This window comes from Pseudomonas sp. GW821-FHT07F01 (assembly GCF_059418825.1).
Map to the genome: position 1 here is coordinate 477,350 of NZ_JBWKQO010000002.1, position 16,610 is coordinate 493,959.

General features: G+C 67.7%; 13 protein-coding genes. 3 read left to right on the plus strand and 10 right to left on the minus strand.

Translation table 11 applies throughout. The features are described from left to right. Positions 1-15: 15 nt before the first annotated feature. From AC07R1_RS08260 to AC07R1_RS08285, 6 genes are all read right to left on the minus strand, one after another. Positions 16-675, minus strand: coding sequence for a CsgG/HfaB family protein (locus AC07R1_RS08260; protein WP_015636114.1), 660 nt, complete (start codon positions 673-675; stop codon positions 16-18). Positions 676-1,125: 450 nt separating this feature from the next. Next, the gene (locus AC07R1_RS08265) at positions 1,126-4,230 is read right to left on the minus strand and encodes an error-prone DNA polymerase (protein ID WP_495110404.1); all 3,105 of its coding nucleotides are present in this window, start codon (positions 4,228-4,230) and stop codon (positions 1,126-1,128) included. Then, on the minus strand, positions 4,227-5,642 hold the full coding sequence (locus AC07R1_RS08270) for a Y-family DNA polymerase (protein WP_053152558.1): 1,416 nt from the start codon (positions 5,640-5,642) through the stop codon (positions 4,227-4,229). The genes AC07R1_RS08265 and AC07R1_RS08270 overlap by 4 nt, the downstream gene beginning before the upstream one ends. Positions 5,643-5,649: 7 nt before the next feature. After that, positions 5,650-6,267 (minus strand): translesion DNA synthesis-associated protein ImuA, encoded by a 618-nt coding sequence (gene imuA, locus AC07R1_RS08275; protein ID WP_011061974.1) that lies wholly within the window; start codon positions 6,265-6,267, stop codon positions 5,650-5,652. Continuing rightward, on the minus strand, positions 6,267-6,884 hold the full coding sequence (gene lexA / locus AC07R1_RS08280; RefSeq protein ID WP_047337206.1) for a transcriptional repressor LexA: 618 nt from the start codon (positions 6,882-6,884) through the stop codon (positions 6,267-6,269). Before lexA ends, imuA begins: the two co-directional genes overlap by 1 nt. 38 nt (positions 6,885-6,922) lie before the next feature. Further along, positions 6,923-7,840: a LysR family transcriptional regulator gene (locus tag AC07R1_RS08285; protein WP_011061976.1), complete on the minus strand. Its 918-nt coding sequence runs from the start codon at positions 7,838-7,840 to the stop codon at positions 6,923-6,925. A 103-nt stretch (positions 7,841-7,943) separates the two neighbouring features. Between AC07R1_RS08285 and AC07R1_RS08290 the strand changes: the two genes are divergently transcribed. Both AC07R1_RS08290 and AC07R1_RS08295 read left to right on the plus strand, forming a co-directional pair. Further along, positions 7,944-9,686, plus strand: coding sequence for an amidohydrolase (locus tag AC07R1_RS08290; protein ID WP_495110405.1), 1,743 nt, complete (start codon positions 7,944-7,946; stop codon positions 9,684-9,686). A 101-nt stretch (positions 9,687-9,787) separates the two neighbouring features. Further along, entirely contained in the window at positions 9,788-10,525 is a 738-nt protein-coding gene (locus AC07R1_RS08295; RefSeq protein ID WP_495110406.1) for a TorF family putative porin, read from the plus strand. 195 nt (positions 10,526-10,720) lie between these two features. On the opposite strand, the gene AC07R1_RS08300 is transcribed toward AC07R1_RS08295, so the two are convergent. The 3 genes from AC07R1_RS08300 to AC07R1_RS08310 all read right to left on the minus strand — a co-directional run bounded on the left by AC07R1_RS08300 (position 10,721) and on the right by AC07R1_RS08310 (position 13,922). Beyond that, entirely contained in the window at positions 10,721-11,689 is a 969-nt protein-coding gene (locus tag AC07R1_RS08300; protein WP_177191015.1) for a Gfo/Idh/MocA family protein, read from the minus strand. A 17-nt stretch (positions 11,690-11,706) separates the two neighbouring features. Further along, positions 11,707-12,594, minus strand: a complete 888-nt coding sequence (locus AC07R1_RS08305) for a Dyp-type peroxidase (RefSeq protein ID WP_015636122.1) — start codon at positions 12,592-12,594, stop codon at positions 11,707-11,709. A 290-nt stretch (positions 12,595-12,884) separates the two neighbouring features. Further along, entirely contained in the window at positions 12,885-13,922 is a 1,038-nt protein-coding gene (locus AC07R1_RS08310; protein WP_011061981.1) for an AraC family transcriptional regulator, read from the minus strand. A gap of 260 nt (positions 13,923-14,182) precedes the next feature. Between AC07R1_RS08310 and AC07R1_RS08315 the strand changes: the two genes are divergently transcribed. Further along, the gene (locus tag AC07R1_RS08315) at positions 14,183-15,127 is read left to right on the plus strand and encodes a SphA family protein (protein WP_495110407.1); all 945 of its coding nucleotides are present in this window, start codon (positions 14,183-14,185) and stop codon (positions 15,125-15,127) included. A gap of 227 nt (positions 15,128-15,354) precedes the next feature. Here the strand turns inward: AC07R1_RS08315 and AC07R1_RS08320 are convergent, their stop codons facing one another. Next, positions 15,355-16,560 (minus strand): DSD1 family PLP-dependent enzyme, encoded by a 1,206-nt coding sequence (locus AC07R1_RS08320; protein ID WP_172621768.1) that lies wholly within the window; start codon positions 16,558-16,560, stop codon positions 15,355-15,357. Between the last annotated feature and the right edge of the window lie 50 nt (positions 16,561-16,610).

Below are 16,610 nucleotides of genomic sequence, written 5' to 3' on the forward strand. Positions count from 1 at the left end.
CTGTCAGCTGTGTGATCAGCGGCCCGGTTTCCAGGCGCCGGCGTCGATGGCCTCGACCATACGGTTGACCGCCTCGCGCATGGCCAGGTCGAGGACCTTGCCGTTGAGGGTCGAATCGTAGGCAGCGGTGCCACCGAAGCCGATCACTTCACGGTTGGACAAGGCGTACTCGCCAGCGCCCTGGGTCGAATAGACCACTTCGGAGGTGCTGATGTTGACGATGTTCAACGCCACCTTGGCGTAGGCCACCTGGGTCTTGCCGCGGCCGAGGATGCCGAACAGCTGGTGGTCGCCGGTTTCCTTGCGACCGAACTCGGTGACATCGCCGGTGACCACGAAGTCCGCGCCCTTGAGCTTCTGCGCCTGGCCCTTGATGGCCGCTTCCTGCTGGATCTCGCCCATGTTGTCGCGGTCCAGCACGCTGAAGCGGTTGGTCTGCTGCAGGTGGGTGATGAGGATGGTCTTGGCCTGGCCGCCGAGGCGGTCGACGCCATCGGAGAAGATTCCGCGCATGTAGCTGGAGCGGTTGTCGAACTTGCCCACGGCCATCGGCACCCGGGCTCCGGTCCATACCTGGCTGGCGCTCTGGACCTTCTCCACCGGCAAGGCCCGGGAGCTTTCCGTGGCGCAACCGCTCATGCCCGCCAGCACCGCCAGTGCTACAGCGGACAACATCAACTTCGAGATCACTCTCACTCTATGTTCCTTCTTGAGTATCCATTTGGGTGCACTGTCTAGATGCACTTGCGCCCTGCCGCACGTCTGCGGCCCCAGTCTGTGCAGGCTCGAAAGTCGTCGGCCGAGCGTTCTGAAACTTGATGCAGGGGGCATCATCGGCGGCGATTATGCCAAAGCGCCATCAGTGCGAAAAGGAATAAAAAACCTTGGCGTCATTCTGTAACCATTGCCACAGACTCGGGGGATAGCAAAGCGGCAGGCCACTGCCGATCCGCGTTTCGTGTAGCCGCTGCCGCAGGCTCGGGCCGCGTTCGGACGAACGGCTTGGGCGGCATTGCGACGCAGCAGACGCGGCGGTCTTGAGGACGCCGGGGTTCCGGCGGGAGACCGCCAAGCAAGGCCCTGCGGGCCTTTTCGCAGCATCGCCCGGGCTCGGCAGCGGCTACATCAGCGAAAGTCGCGGCTGCGTACGTGAATGCCATCCAGCAGCGGGCTCAGGTCACTCAGGCGCCCGGCAATCAGGTGGCGCACCTCGCCCTCGGTTTCCAGGGTGCCGTCGACCTTGAGCAACTGCGCACCCACCAGCACCCGGCGCTGGCGCTCGGCCAGGTCGCGCCAGACCACCACATTGACGTTGCCGAACTCGTCTTCCAGGGTCACGAAGGTCACCCCGCTGGCGGTGCCCGGCCGCTGGCGCCCGGTGACCAGCCCGGCCACGCTCACCGAACGCCCGTGCTCCACCGCCAGCAAGTCGCGCGAGCTGCGGCAGCGCCGGGCCGCAAGCTGCGGGCGCAGCAGCGCCAGGGGGTGCGGCCCGAGGGTGGTGCCCAGGCTGTGGTAATCCGCCTGCAGGTCTTCGCCGACACTGGGCCGGGGCAACGCTACCGGCGCTTCCTCCTGGCTCGGCAGGCCGGCGAACAGCCCCAGCTGTCTTTCCACCCCGGCCACTTCCCAGCGTGCCCGATAGCGATCCCCGGCCAGCGCCTGCAAGGCGCCAGCATCGGCCAGCAATTCCTGGGCGCGGACATCCAGGCGGGCCCGCTCGCCCAGGTCGGCGATATCGACAAAGGCCCGTTGCCGGCGGGCACGTTCGATGCGCCGGGCATCGTCCTCGCGAAAGCCCTTGATCATCCGCAGCCCCAGGCGCAGGGCCGGCTGCCCGGGGGGGCCATTTCCAGCGCGTGCAGGCTGGACAGGAATCGGCTCCAGGCTGCAGTCCCAGTCACTGGCGCCCACATCCACCGCAAGAACCTGCAAACCATGGCGCCGGGCGTCCTGGAGGATCTGGTCGGGGCTGTAGAAGCCCATGGGCCAGCTGTTGATCAGGGCACAGGCGAAGGCCGCCGGTTCGTGGCACTTGAGCCAGCAACTGGCGTAGGTCAGCAAGGCAAAGCTGGCGGCATGGGATTCGGGAAAGCCGTAGCTGCCAAAGCCCTTGATCTGCTCGAAGATCTGCGCCGCGAACTCGTCGCTGTAGCCGTTCTTGCGCATGCCTTTGCGCAGCCGTTCGCGGTGCGGTTCCAGGCCGCCGTGGCGCTTCCAGGCGGCCATGGAGCGGCGCAACTGGTCGGCCTCCCCCGGGGTGTAGTCGGCGGCGACAATGGCGATCTGCATCACCTGTTCCTGAAACAGCGGCACTCCCAGGGTGCGCTTGAGCACGCCCTCCAGCTCCGGAGACGGATAGGTTTCCGGCTCCTGGCGGTTACGCCGGCGCAGGTAGGGATGGACCATGCCGCCCTGGATCGGCCCGGGCCGGACGATGGCCACCTCGATCACCAGGTCGTAGAAGTTCTGCGGCTTGAGCCGGGGCAGCATCGACATCTGCGCCCGGGATTCGATCTGGAACACGCCGATGGTGTCGGCGCGGCCGATCATTTCGTAGGTGGCGGGGTCTTCAGGCGGAATGCTGGTGAGGCTGTAGCGCTGGCCGCGGTAGCCGTGGATCAGGTCGAAACAGCGGCGGATGGCGCTGAGCATGCCCAGGGCGAGGATATCCACCTTGAGCAGGCCGACCATGTCCAGGTCGTCCTTGTCCCACTGGATCACCGTACGCTCGGCCATCGTCGCGTTCTCCACCGGCACCAGGCTGTCCAGGGGCTGCTGGGAAATCACGAAACCGCCGGGGTGCTGGGACAGGTGCCGGGGAAAGCCGATCAACTGCCCGGTCAGGCTCAGGACCCGGCGCAGCACCGGGCTCTGGGGATCGAACCCGGCCTCCTGCAGGCGCTCGACGCTGGGCGGCGTGTCACTCCAGTGGCCGCAGCAGTCGGCCAGGGCATTGACCTGATCCGGCGGCAGGCCCAGGGCCTTGGCCACATCCCGCACCGCCCCGGCGCCGTGGTAGGTGCTGACCACCGCGGTCAGCGCCGCGCGGTGCCGGCCATAGCGCTGGAACACATACTGCAGCACCTCTTCGCGGCGCTCGTGCTCGAAGTCGACGTCGATGTCCGGCGGCTCGTTGCGTTCACGCGACAGGAAACGCTCGAACAGCAAGGTCGAGCGGTCCGGGTCGATCTCGGTGATGCCGAGGGCGAAACACACCACCGAGTTGGCCGCCGAGCCCCGGCCCTGGCAGAGGATGTGCTGGCGCCGGGCGAAGTCGACGATGTCGTGCACGGTGAGGAAATAACTCTCGTAGCCCAGGTCGCAGATCAGCGTGAGCTCCTTGTCGATCTGCTTCAGTACCTCGGCCCGGGCACCAGCGGGCCAGCGGCGCACGATGCCGCGCTGGGTCAGCACCCGCAGCCAGGAGCCAGCGTCGTGGCCCTCGGGCACCAGCTCCCGGGGGTATTGGTAGCGCAGTTGGCCGAGGTCGAAAGCGCAGCGCCCGGCGATGGCCAGCGACTCGTCGAGCAGGGCCTGGGGGTACAGGCCTTGCAGCACTTCGACGGGCCGCAGGTGGCGCTCGCCGTTGGCGAACAGGCGTTGCCCGGCCTCGGCCACCGGCAGGTGATGACGGATCGCGGTCATGGTGTCCTGCAGCGCCCGGCGCCCGCGCACGTGCATGTGCACATCGCCACAGGCCACGGCCGGCAGCCCCAGTTGCCGGGCCAGGGCCAGTTGCTGTTGCAGGTGCCGGGCATCGTCCTGGCCGCAATGCAGCTCCAGCGCCAGCCACAGGCGCTGGGGGAACACCTGCTGCAACCAGCGGCCCTGGACCAGCGGCTCGCCGGCGCCCGTCAGCCACAGGGCCAGCAGCCCCGGCAAGGGTTCGGCGAAGTCCTCGCGCAGCAGGCGATAGCTGCCCTTCTCGGCTCGGCGCCGGGCCCGGGTGATCAACCGGCACAGGCCCTGGTAACCCGCCAGGTCTTCCACCAGCAGCACCAGCCGCGGGCCGTCCTCGACCTGCATTTCACTGCCGACGATCAGCTTGAGGCCCGTATCGCGTGAGGCCTGCCAGGCCCGGACGATTCCCGCCAGGGTGCACTCGTCGGTGATCGCCAGGGCCTGGTAGCCCAGGGCCTTGGCACGCTGGAACAATTCGGCGGCACTGGAGGCGCCGCGCTGGAAGCTGAAGTTGGACAGGCAGTGCAGCTCGGCGTAGGCGTTCATGCGAACCAGCCCTGCAACAGCAGCGGCCCGGGCTCGCCGACCTGACGATAGGCCCAGCCCTGCTGGCCGGCGGCGGTTTCGATCAGGTAGTAGTCGCGGCGCACATCGGCACCGTCCCACCAGCCGGACTCGATCCGCTCCGGGCCCATGAGGATGCGCACCGAGCCCTCGCCCAGCACCTGGGGTTCGGTGAACAGCCAGCCGGGGCGGCGCAGCCCGGGGGTGGCCGGGCACGGGCGCGAATCGGTCTGCGCCTGCCAACTGCGCTCCGGGCGGTGATCGGCGCGATGCCCCAGGCCCTGCACCGCGTCATCCCCCAGGCGCGCCCGCAGGCGTTCGCGCAACTGCTCCCAGGGCAGGTTCTGCTGCGGGCGCTCGTCGAACAGCTCGCTGTGCTGGGGCACGAACAGCGGCAGGTCCTCGGCCACCAGCCGCAGGTTGCGCACCGGCGCCGGCACCTGGATCTGTTCCAGGCGCCCACGGGCCAGTTCGAACAGCATCGCCGGGTCGCGCTCGGCGCTGAGCAGCCCCACCGGAATCAGGGTGTCGGCGCCTTCGGCGTGCTCCAGGTGCAGGGCAAAGCGCTGCACGCCACTGTCGCGACCACAGAGAAAGGCCGCCAGGTCGGCGGTGAGCCGGCGCAGGGGAAACAGCAGCGCTTGATGGGACTGCACATCGAAATTCAGCTCGATGCGCAGGTCGAAGCGGTCCGGCGGCTGATAGAAGGCCAGCCCCAGCGGGCGCTCGCCGAGCAGGGTATCCAGGTGCTTGAGCAAGCTGCCGTCAAAACGCCGGGCCAGGCTGGGCCGGGGCAGCTCCCGCAGTTGCTGGAAGCTGCGCACCCCCATGCGCGACAGGGCCGTGGCCTGCTCCGGGGCCAGCCCCAGGCGCTCGATGGGCATGGCCCCCAGGGCCTGGGCCAGGGCCTCGCAGTCGGCCACCGCCAAGCCGTCATAGGCATTGGCCAGGACCCGGGCCGCCGCTGGGTTGGGGGCGGCGACGATCCGGTGGCGAAAGCCCAGGGCCTGCAATTCACGGCGCAGGCGCGCTTCCAACTGCGGCCAGGGGCCGAACAGGCCCAGGCTGGATTCGATCTCCAGCACCAGGGTGCGCGGATAGGCGACGCTGACCTGGGAGCTGAAGCCATAGGCCCAGGCCGCAAGAAACTGCTGCCAGTGCTCGATCTGCCGGGGGTCGTATTCGGCGCTGGCAAAGGCCTTGGTCAGGGCCTGGGCGGCGGTCAGGGATTGCCCGGGGCGCAGGCCCAGTTCGCGAGCGGCGGCGTTCACCGCCTGGATCACCCGGCGCTGCGGGGTGCCGCTGAGCAGCGCCAGGGGCGCCTCGGGTTCGGCGCGCTGACGCAAGACTGCGTCCAGCGCCAATTGCGGGAACAGGATGCACACCCAACGCATGCCAACCTCAGTGCCCGGCGGGCCAGGCGATAGGCGCCGGATGGGCCAGCCCGCCCCGGCACTTGAGCACCCGCAACTGCCCGGGACGGCCTTGCACGGCAATTCGCAAGGCCGCCGGCGAGGGGTTGCGCGCCGTCTCCAGGGGGCGGTAGGCAAAGGCCAGGGTCTGGCCGCTTTCCGCCGCCACCTGCAGGCGCCGCAGGGCGCGATCGTCGGCTTGCTGCGGCCAGCACAGCACCGCGCCGCAACTGCCGGAACGCAGGCACTGCTCGGCGGCCCACAGGGCATCACGCTCCCCGGCCTGGATGATCGACAACTGGCGCACATCCACCCCGGCGTTCTGCCAGGCCTGGGGATAGGGCACGAACGGCGGCGCCACCAGCACGATGCGCTCCCCCGCCGCACTCAGCCGCGCCAGGCTCGGCCACAGCAGTTGCAGCTCGCCCAGACCCTGGGCGGCAATGAGGATTTCGGTCAGTGCCGCTTCCGGCCAGCCGCCCGTAGGCAGCACCGCATCCAGGGCGGCATGGCCGGTGGGCTGCGGGCTGGCAGGCGCGGCGGCCGGGCGGCCTTTCCACACCCGCCCGGCATTGAACAGCGAATCCAGTGCGACCACGGCGCCCATCAGCCTTGCCTCACCAGACCGCAGAACACGCCTTCGATAAACAGTTCGTGGTCGGCCGTGACCTCGATCGGCTGATAGGCCGGATTGCGCGGCAACAGGCGAATGCCCTGCCCCTTGCGCTCGAAACGCTTGATGGTCACCTCACCGTCGAGGCGGGCGATCACGGTCTGGCCGTTGCGCGCCTCACTGCTGCGGCGCACTGCCACCAGATCACCGTCGAAGATGCCGTCGTCGATCATCGAATCGCCCTGGACCCGCAGCAGGTAATCCGGAGTGCGGGAGAACATCCCCGGGTCCAGCAGCAACTGGCCGTGTATGTCGGCATCGACGCCAATCGGCGCACCGGCGGCCACCCGCCCCAGCACCGGAATTTCCAGCAGCTCGGGGCGCCGCGGCTGGTTGAGCAGGCGAATGCCCCGGGCCTGATGCGGGTTGACCTCGATGAACCCGGCCTCGGTCAGCGCCAGCACATGCTTGCGCGCCACGCTGCGCGAGGCGAAACCGAACGCCTGGCTGATTTCAGCAAGGCTCGGGGGCTGGCCGTGATCGGCGATGCGCTCGCGGATAAAGGTCAGGATGGCACTGCGGCGGGGAGATAAAGTCGTCATGGAGTACATTTGTACTCCTCTCGGATTTATCTGACAAGAACCGCCAATCAGTCCAGGCCACGGCTGGCCAGGAAGCCACTGACATAGTCGATGAATGCCTGCACCTTGGCGGTCGCTCGCCGGTGGCTGGGGTACACCGCGAGGATGTGCGGCCCGAAGCTGTCCGGGTCGATCGCGTAGTCGGCCATCACCCGCACCAGGCGCCCGTCGGCCAGGTACGGTGCGGCGCTCCATAGCGGCGTGTGCAACAGGCCGCGCCCGGCCAGGGCATTGGCCAGCAGCAGGTCGTAATTGTCACTGCGCAGGCGTGGTGCCTGGGGCTGGGGCAGGCTCAGGCGCTGGCCGTCGCGCTCGACCCACCAGAACTCCCGGCTGAGCAAGGGGTGGCGATACAGCAGCCATTCATGTTCTTCGAGGGTCTGCGGGGTCACCGGCCGGCCCTTGCGCGCCAGGTAGGCCGGGCTGGCGCACAGGGCCAGGCGGTTGCTCCCGACCACCCGGGCAATCAGCCCCGGCAGGTCGTCATGGCCTTCGCGCAGGGCCAGGTCGTAGCCGCTTTCCAGCAGGTTGACGAACTCGTCGCACAGGTCCACTTGCAGATTGATCTGCGGGTACTGCTCAAGAAAACCGCCACACACCTGATCCAGGAATGCCTGGCCGTAGGCCAGCGGCGCGGTGACCTTGAGGTTGCCGCGCAGACCGTGCTGCAACTGCTCCACCTCCTCGCCCACCTCTTCCAGCCGCTGCAGCACCTGGCGCGCGGTCTCCAGGTAGAGCCGGCCGATTTCGGTGAGCACGATGCGCCGGGTACTGCGCTCGAACAGGCGCGAACCCAGCTCGGCCTCCAAGTGGTTGACCGCCTTGGTCAGGGCCGAGGGGGTCTTGCCCAACTGCTCCGCCGCCCGGCTGAAACTGCCCAGCTGGGCGGTGACCACGAACATCTTCAAGGCATTCAACTTGTCCATGGTTTTTCCACCCAGGCAAAAATGTTTTTCGTGAAGCAGCCGTTCTGCCCGCTGCGGGCAGTCCCTAAGCTGGCGATCAGACGCAATAACAAGGAAATGTTCAATGAAAAGATTGACCCCCACGCTGTTACTGGCCGCCATGAGTTTTGCCTCGTTGGAAGCCATGGCCGCCGCCGACCTGGTGCTGCTCAACGGCCAGGTCTTCACCGCCGACCGCGCCCAGCCCAAGGTCCAGGCCCTGGCGGTGGAGAACGGCAAGGTCCTGCAAGCCGGCAGCGATGCGCAGATCAAGGCACTGATCGACAGCCACACCCGGGTCGTCGACCTGGGCGGCAAGACCCTGATGCCGGGCCTGATCGACACCCACTCCCACGCGATCTTCGGTGGCCTGGAAATGACCGGCGCCAACCTGCAGGACGAGGTGGTCAGCCTCGACGAACTGGAAAAACGCCTGCGCGCCTGGCGTGACGACGGCAGCGCCCGGCATGCCGACGTGCTCAGCATCGCCGGCATGAGCTCGACCTACTGGGCCCAGGCCCAGGCCCTGGGCCAGCGCTTCAACCAGGGTGAATGGGCCAGCGTGCCGGTGGTGTTCACCGGCAGCGATCACCATACCGCCTGGGCCAATGACTTCATGCTCCAGCGCGCCGGCATCGACGCCGCCCTGCTCAAGAGCCTGCCCGAGGCCGAGCGCGGCACCATCGGCCAACTGCCCGACGGCCGCCCCAACGGTTTCCTGGTGGACGCTGGCTGGGACCGGGTGGCCGCGAAAATGCCGGTGCCGGGGCCCGAGCAGATGCTGCGCGCCGCGCAGTCGGCCCTGCATTACAACAACAGCCTGGGGATTACCGCCTGGATGGACCCGGCCGCCAACGCCGCCCCCGGCGAAGCGGTGTTCGCCCTCAAGCCCACCGAGCACACCGTCGGCGTGCTGCCGGCCTACAAGGCCCTGGCCGAGAGCGGCGGGATGACCGCCCACGTCGCCGCCCTGCTGGTGGCCAACCCCCGCAGCCGGCCGGCCGACCTCGACACCCTGGACAAGGTGCGCCAACAGTTCCAGGGCATTCCCAACCTGACCCTGCCGGGCATCAAGATCTTCGCCGACGGGGTGATCGAATACCCGGCGCAGAGCGCGGCGATGCTCGAGCCCTACAGCAACTCGCACAAACCCGGCGAACTGCTGATCGACCCGGCGCATTTTGGCGAACTGGTCAGCGCCATCGACCAGCGCGGCTGGCTGGTGCACATCCACGCCATCGGCGACCGTGCGGTGCGTGAGTCGCTGAACGGCATCGAGCAGGCGCGCAAGGATCGCCAGAGCGGCATCAGCCACTCCATCACCCACCTGCAGATGGTCAACCCCAAGGAGTTCGCCCGCTTCAAGCCGCTCAACGTGATTGCCTCGATGCAACTGCTCTGGGCCTCGGCCGACGACTACACCCTGGACATGATCAAGCCCTACGTCAGCGCCTTGGCGTTCCGCTACCAGTACCCGGCGCACTCGCTGCTCAAACAGGGCGCGACCATCGCCGGCGCCAGCGACTGGCCGGTGTCGTCGCCCAACCCGTGGAACGCCATGGCCCAGGCCATCACCCGCCAGGGGCCACTGGGGGTGCTCAACGCCGACGAACGCCTGGACCGCGAAACCCTGTTCTATGCCTACACCCAGCATGCCGCGCGCACCCTGGGCCTGGAACAGCAGATCGGCTCGCTGACGGCCGGCAAGCAGGCCGACTTCATCGTCCTCGACCGCGACGTGTTTACCGTGGACGAAAAGGCCCTGCATGAAACCCAGGTGCTGCAGACCTGGTTCGCCGGCCGCGAGATCTACAGCCGCCCGCTCTGACCCCGCTCCACCGTTGCACCGCCTGCCCCGCGCCCTGGTGACGCCGGGGTACGGCGCCGCCTTGCCCGCTCCCCCATAACAATCACAACAACGGGATACCCATGAAGACCCTCACCCTGCTCACCCTGGGCGCCGTGTGCCTGCTGCCGCAGGCCCGCCACGCCCTGCCCCTGACCGACGACCTGGCCGTGGAGCTGGAGCTGACCCTGGCCAGCGACTACCGCACCCGCGGCATCTCCCAGACCCAGAACGACCCCGCGGCCCAGGCGGCCGTGACCCTGCTGCACAGCAGCGGCCTGTACCTGGGCACCTGGAGCTCCAACGTCGATTTCGGCGGTGGTCTGAAGACCCGCCAGGAAGTCGACTACTACGGCGGCTGGCTGTGGCAGGCCAGCGCAGACATCAGCCTGGACCTGGGCTACCTGAAGTACAGCTACCCCCGGGAAGCCCAGTTCAACCAGAGCGAGGTGTACGGCATCCTCAGCGTCTACGGGGTCAAGCTGGGGGCCTATTACTCCGACGATGCCCCCGGCATCGACAGCCAGCAGAGCACCCTGTACCGCTACCTTGGCTACGAGACCCGACTGCCCCTGGAACTGGGGCTGCAACTGCGCTACGGCCAGATGGACTTCAAGGATCCGCGGCTGATCCGCGCCTCGGGCCAGGGCGAGGACAGCTACCACGAATGGGAAGCCAAACTGACCCGGGAAATGGCCGGTCTGGAACTGGGCCTGAGCTACATCGACACCGACCTGTCCCGCAGCCAGTGCACCAGCAACTACGGCTTCAGCGACCTGTGCGGAGCGACCTGGGTGGCCAGCGTCAAGAAGACCTTCTGAGCGACCAGCCGCCCGCCCCCGTAGGAGCCGGCTTGCCGGCGAAGGGGCCCGAACGACTGGCACCCGCCTCAAGGCCGCCTTCGCTGGCAAGCCAGCGCCTACAAAAGCCCGCAGGAACACGCCGGCAATGCGCCCCACAAACCCCGTAGGAGCCGGCTTGCCGGCGAAGGGGCCCGACAGGCATGCGCCCTGGGATCAGCCGCGCTGCAGGATGCGGTCCATCACCCGGTCGGTCTTCAGGGCTTCGCTGGCCAGGGCCGGGTGCCGGATCTGGCCGCGGATATGGGCGTTCATGCCCTGCACGTGATGCCACTGGATGTGCGCGGGGTTGTCGATGAACAGGTTCAGGGTCTCTTCGGCTTCAAGTTGCAGCGGATGCTCGTCGAACACGGAAAAAGTGATGCGCCCCTGGCTGCCGATGATTTCCACTCGGTCTACCCGGCGGTCGGCGACGAAGTTCCAGGCGCCGCTGCCCAGCGCCCCACAGGCGAAGCGCCAACTGGCGCTGACCGCATCCTCGGCGGCATACAGCCCGGCCTGGCGGGTGCTGAAGCCGGCCACCTCGACGATATCGCCCAGCAGGTACTGGAACAGGTCCAGGCCATGGCTGGCCAAATCGGCGAAATAACCGCCGCCGGCCACTTGCGGGTCGGTCCGCCAGTTGGCCGCGCCGCTGCGGTCGGCCTCGGAGGCAGCCTTGCTCAGGCTCCAGTGCAGGTGCCGGACCTCCCCGATACGCCCATCCGCCAGCCATTGCCGCACCTGCGCAAAGCGCGGCAAGGAACGCCGGTAATAGGAGACGAACAGATGCAGCCCGGCCTGCTCGAAGGCCTGCTGCATGGCCAGGCTTTGCCCGGCATGCAGGGCCATGGGTTTTTCCACGCAGCAATGCTTGCCGGCGGCAGCCACTTGCAGGCTGTAGGCGTAATGGCTGTCGGGGGGCGTGGCGATGTACACCGCGTCCACCTCGGGGTCGTCGATCAGGGCCTGGGCATCGGTGTACCAGCGGGCAATGCCGTGGCGCTGTGCATAGTCGCGCACCGCCTCGGGGCGGCGGCCCATCACCGCCACCAGCGCCGAACCCGGAACCTTGTAGAAGGCCGGGCCACTCTTGCGCTCGGTGACACTGCCGCAACCGATCATGCCCCAGCGCACGGTCCGCAGCGGCTCGGCCCCGGTGTTCATTTCGACGCTTGCAGCGCGCGCAGGTCGAGCTGGCCGTTGTGCAGCGGCGGGCACCAGTAGTAGCCCCCGGTGATCGGCCGGCTCATGCGGTACAGGCCGTCGGTGATGCCGTCTTCCAGGCCGCTCATGCGCCGCAGTTGGGCTTCGAAGGCGTTCAGGGTGTGGCCGAAGGCAAGGAACATCAGGCCACCCTTGTCACCTTCGATCCACGGCATCGAGCGGCGCACGAGAAAGGCTTCCGGGGCGAAGCTTTCCTGGGCGGTGCGCTTGACGTGTGCCGAGACCGGCGCGTCGTCCAGTTCTTCGTTGTCGCTCAGGCGCCGGCCCATGATGTGGTCGCGCTCTTGCTGGTGCATCGCGGCAAACCCCTGGAAGTCGTGCTGCCACTGCTGGATCGCGGCAAAGCTGCCACCGCGCAGGCCGTCTTCGCCCTCGGCCAGTGCGGCGGCCACGGCGGCTTCGTCCTGAGGGTTTTCGGTGCCGTCTTCATAACCGGTGAGGTCGTGGCCGGTCTTGTGGCGGAAGGTCTCGTTCATGCCGACCAGGCGCAAGGCCGGGGCCAGGGCGGCCGCCAGCTCGTTGCTGCGGTGCAGCAGCTCGCCGCGATCATCACCGTGCAGCCAGACCCACAGCGCGTGCTGGGTCGAAGGGTTGTCCACGCCCACGCCGGTCAGCGCCGGGAACGCCTTGAGCCCCTGCACTCGCGCGCCCAGGGCCTTGACCAGTGACGCGCCAAAACCTGCCACCGCCGTTGCGCCATCCACCCGTGCCAGCAACTGGTCGAGGGCCTGGGGCAACGCCTCGATGGACTCAAGGGCAAAGAACAGGTGGCGAGCCTGGGACGGAACGGGTGCAGCGAGGATGCCGGGCTGGTAGTAACTCATGGGAACTCCTGAATAAAGGCGCAGAAGTTTACCGCCATGGGCTGCCGGCGTCAGCGTCGAAACGGGCAAGGCTTGTCGCCGCTTGCGCGGCGACGTTGCAAGGCCGTGGTGGAAAGGCCGGGCCGGGGTTGTGTAGCCGCTGCCGCAGGCTGAGAACGGCATGGGCGGCATTGCGACGCAGCAGACGCGGGGATCTTGAGGCCGCTCAAGGTTCGACGGGAGATCGCCAAGCAAGGCCCTGCGGGCCTTTGCGCAGCCTCGCGGGCTCGGCAGCGGCTACAGGGCGGCCTTCAATGCAGCGCCGCCTCTTCGCGAAAGGCGCTGGGGCTCAGCCCGGTCCAGCGCTTGAAGGCCCGGCGGAAGCTGCGCACGTCGCTGTAGCCGACCTCTTCGGTGATGCGTTCGATGGACAGCTCCGGGTTGCCCAAGAGGTTCAGGGTTCGCGCCTGGCGCACCCGCTCCAGCAGCGCCTCGAAGGTCAGGCCGTGTTCGGTCAGGCGCCGCCGCAGGGTGCGCCCGCTCATGTTCAAATCCCCCGCCACCTGCTCGATGTGGCTGCCGGCCCGCAGGTCCCGGCTCAGGGCGCGCTCCACCGCCTGGATCAGGTCCATCTTCTGGTGCACCTGGGCGCTTTCCAGTTCCAGCAGCTTGAGGGCCTGGCGCAGGGCCACCGGATGATGGTTGGGCAGCGGCGCCTGCAACCAGCGGGCCTCGATCACCATGCGCGCCTGCAGGCAGCCGAACTGCACGTGGGGGCCCAGCAACCGGGTATAGAGCTCGGCATAGGCCGGCGCGGCGTGCATGAACTCCACCCGCAGGGCCTGGAAATCCGCGCTGACCAGGGCCCGGCCATAGATCAGCAGGCTGGCGAAGAACTCTTCCGCGGCAAAGATCTGCACCTCGCCGTAGGGCAGGCGGCATTGCAGCTCGACAAAGAACTCTTCGCCCTGGCGCCCGACATCGGCGCTGACGATGGTGCCGGAGGTGTGCTGATGGCGGATGCCCAGCTCGAAGGCGTCGCCCAGGGTCCGGCACAACGACAACGCATGCCCCAGCAGGCCCAGGGTGCCCAGCACATTGCGGCTGCCGACCCAGAGCCCCAGGCCCTGCTGCGGCAGCGCCGCCAGGGCACGTTCGATCATCGCCACCGCCTGGCGGTAGGAGATGCGCAGGGTCGGGTCCTGCAGGTCGTCCAGGGTAAAGCCCAGGCCGCGACACAGGCGCTCGGCGCTGACGCCCTTGGCTTCGGCGACATCCGCCAGGGTCTGCAGCAGGAAGGGTGAAACCAGGGCCAGCTGGTCGTGGGCATCGGCGGCTTTGATCTGCATGGGAGTGGGCTTCCGGGCCGCTTGAGCGGCTGTTTTTATTGTCGGTCAGGCACCGGTGCCAAGGCTTCACCGGCGGTTCAAGCATATCCCGTTGCCTGGGGTTTTACGGGGGAATGTAACAAAGCATTGCAAAGTGTCCGACAAAGTCCCCCTCCCTGTCCGCCAATACCCTGCCCCGCGCCCGGCCCAGGGCTTATTTCTATGGGGCGGACGGCGTGCCTGCCGCCGCGCCCCCACTAACAATAAGAATGAGCCCAACCATGCACCCGACCCGCCTCACTCGCTCCCTGCACCTGGGCGTGGCCCTGGCCGCCTGCGCCAGCCTGAATGCCCAGGCCACCGAATCCGGGGTCGACAATATCGGCCCCGGCACCGACGGCTTCTACGTGCTGCCCCTGAGCCCCGACCAGCTCCCGGAGCACATGTTCGCCTTCAACCTCTACTACAACCATTACCAGGCCAGGAAGCTCGACATCAGCTCCTTTGGCGGCAAGGTCCAGGAGGTCAGGATCACCTCCGACGCGATCATCCCGCGCCTGGACTACCTGAGCCCGCTGCGGGTCCTGGGCGGGCGCCTGGGGGGCTACGTGGCCCAGCCCTACCTGCGCCAGCAGGTGTCGCTGTACGGCCAGAGCGACCGCCGCGAAAGCATGGGCGATACCACCTTCGCGCCGATCATCCTGTGGGACATGGGCCCCGACCTGACCCTGGGCGCGGCCTTGGAAGTGACCCTGCCCACCGGGCAGTACGATGCCGATCGGCTGGCCAACACCAGCAACAACTTCACCACCTACAAGCCGCTGTTCTCCATGACCTGGCTGCCCAGCGAACGCACCGAGCTGTCGTTCAAGAGCACCTACAGCATCAACCAGGAAAACCACGCCACCCACTACCGTTCCGGGCAGATCTTGCACTTCGACTATTCGGCCAGCTACCGCCTGACCGACGACCTGAGCCTGGGGCTCAACGGCTACTACCTGAAGCAGACCACCGACGACAAACAGAACGGCAAGACCGTGACCTTCATGGGCGAGGACGTGAGTGACGGGGTACGCGGGCAAGTGTTCGCCATCGGCCCGGCGCTGCACCTGCGCTTTCTCAAGTACGCCAGCGCCGAGATCCGCTGGGCCAAGGAGTTCGATGTGGAAAACCGCCCCGAGGGCGACATGCTCTGGGCCAAGCTGACCATTCCCTTTGCCCTGTGAAACCCGCGGCAGCCTTGAAGCTGCTGCGGGTTCGGCGGGAGATCGCCAGGCAAGGCCCTGCGGGCCTTTGCGCAGCCTCGCCGGGGCTCGGCAGCGGCTACAGGCGGTTGCCGGGACGCGTTTCGTGTAGCCGCTGCCGCAGGCTGCGAACGGCCCGTAGGGACGCGGCGTTCTTAAGGCCGACAGCGCTCCGACGGAGGATCGCCAGGCAAGGGCTATACGTGGGATCAGTACACCGGCCAGCGTTCGACGATGCGCCCGCCGCGCAGGGCCAGCAGGTCGCCAAACTGCAGCAGTACCGCTTCGCTCTGCTGCGGGCGCAGGAAGACCTGGTCGTCCACTTGCAAGCCCACGGCGCGGGAGCCGTTGACCATCTCCTGGTTGGAGCTGCGACCGAACAGCTCGTTGCTCTGCAGACCCGCCGGCGATTCGAAATCCGCCAGCCAGTGGCCGCCATAGATGAAGAAGGTCTGGTGCTGGTTGCGGTCCCACCAGGAGAACAGCCGCGACTTGTCGTCCAGGGCCGGGATCCGCACCGGCCCGGTACTCTTGAGCACCGGGGTGGCGATAAAGGCGGCCGGCACGTGCTGCTCCAGGGACGCCAGGTCGTAGTGGCTGGGCTTGAGCAGTGCGGTGCCCACCGATACTTCGGTGCTCAGGCTTTCCTGCTCGTGCCGACGATAGCTGGGGCTGCCGGCGGTGTTCAGGGTCAGCTCGGCCTGCCATAGCGCCGGGTACTGCTGACGGGTGAAATCGGCAAAGCCGTTGTAGCGCTGCATGACCTTATCGAACAGGCTTTGCGGCGACCCGAGAATCCCCGGCACGCCCATGTCGACAAAGGGGTCGTAGCCCATGAACCCGGCAAACTCCAGGTGCCGGGGGTGGGCGCTGATCAGCGCCAGCATCTGCCCGAGCACGGCATGGTCCGCCACGCCGCCACGGTGCAGCCCCACATCCAGTTCGATGTTGATGCGCATCCGCGTGCCCAGGCCCTGGGCCAGCGCCAGGTACTGCTGCAGGCGTTCGGGGGTATCGAGCAGCCATTGCAGTTGCCGGCGCGGGTCGAACGGCCCCTTGAGCTGCTGGTAGAACAGCTCGACGGCGCGGATCGGCAGGGGCTTGCCCAAGAGGATATCGGCGTCGGCAAATACCTCGGCGTCGTGGTTGAGAAACGGCTGGTGGAAGGACATCAGGCGCCGGGTACCGGCGCGCTGGGCGATGTAGGCCAGGAGCCCGGGAGATGGCAGGGATTTTTCCACCAGGCGCAGGTGCTTGCCGCCGCGCTGCACCGACTGCATGACCACATCAATGTTGTGGTCCAGGCGATCCAGGTCGATCAGCATCACCGGTTGCATTGGCCCGTGGGCCTTGAGCTCGCGATTGAGCTCGGCGAAGTACGGGCTGTAGGGCAGGCCCCGGTCGCCGGGCCGCAGCCAGGCGCCGACACCGGCCAGCAAGACTCCGGCCCCCAGGGTGCCGGCCA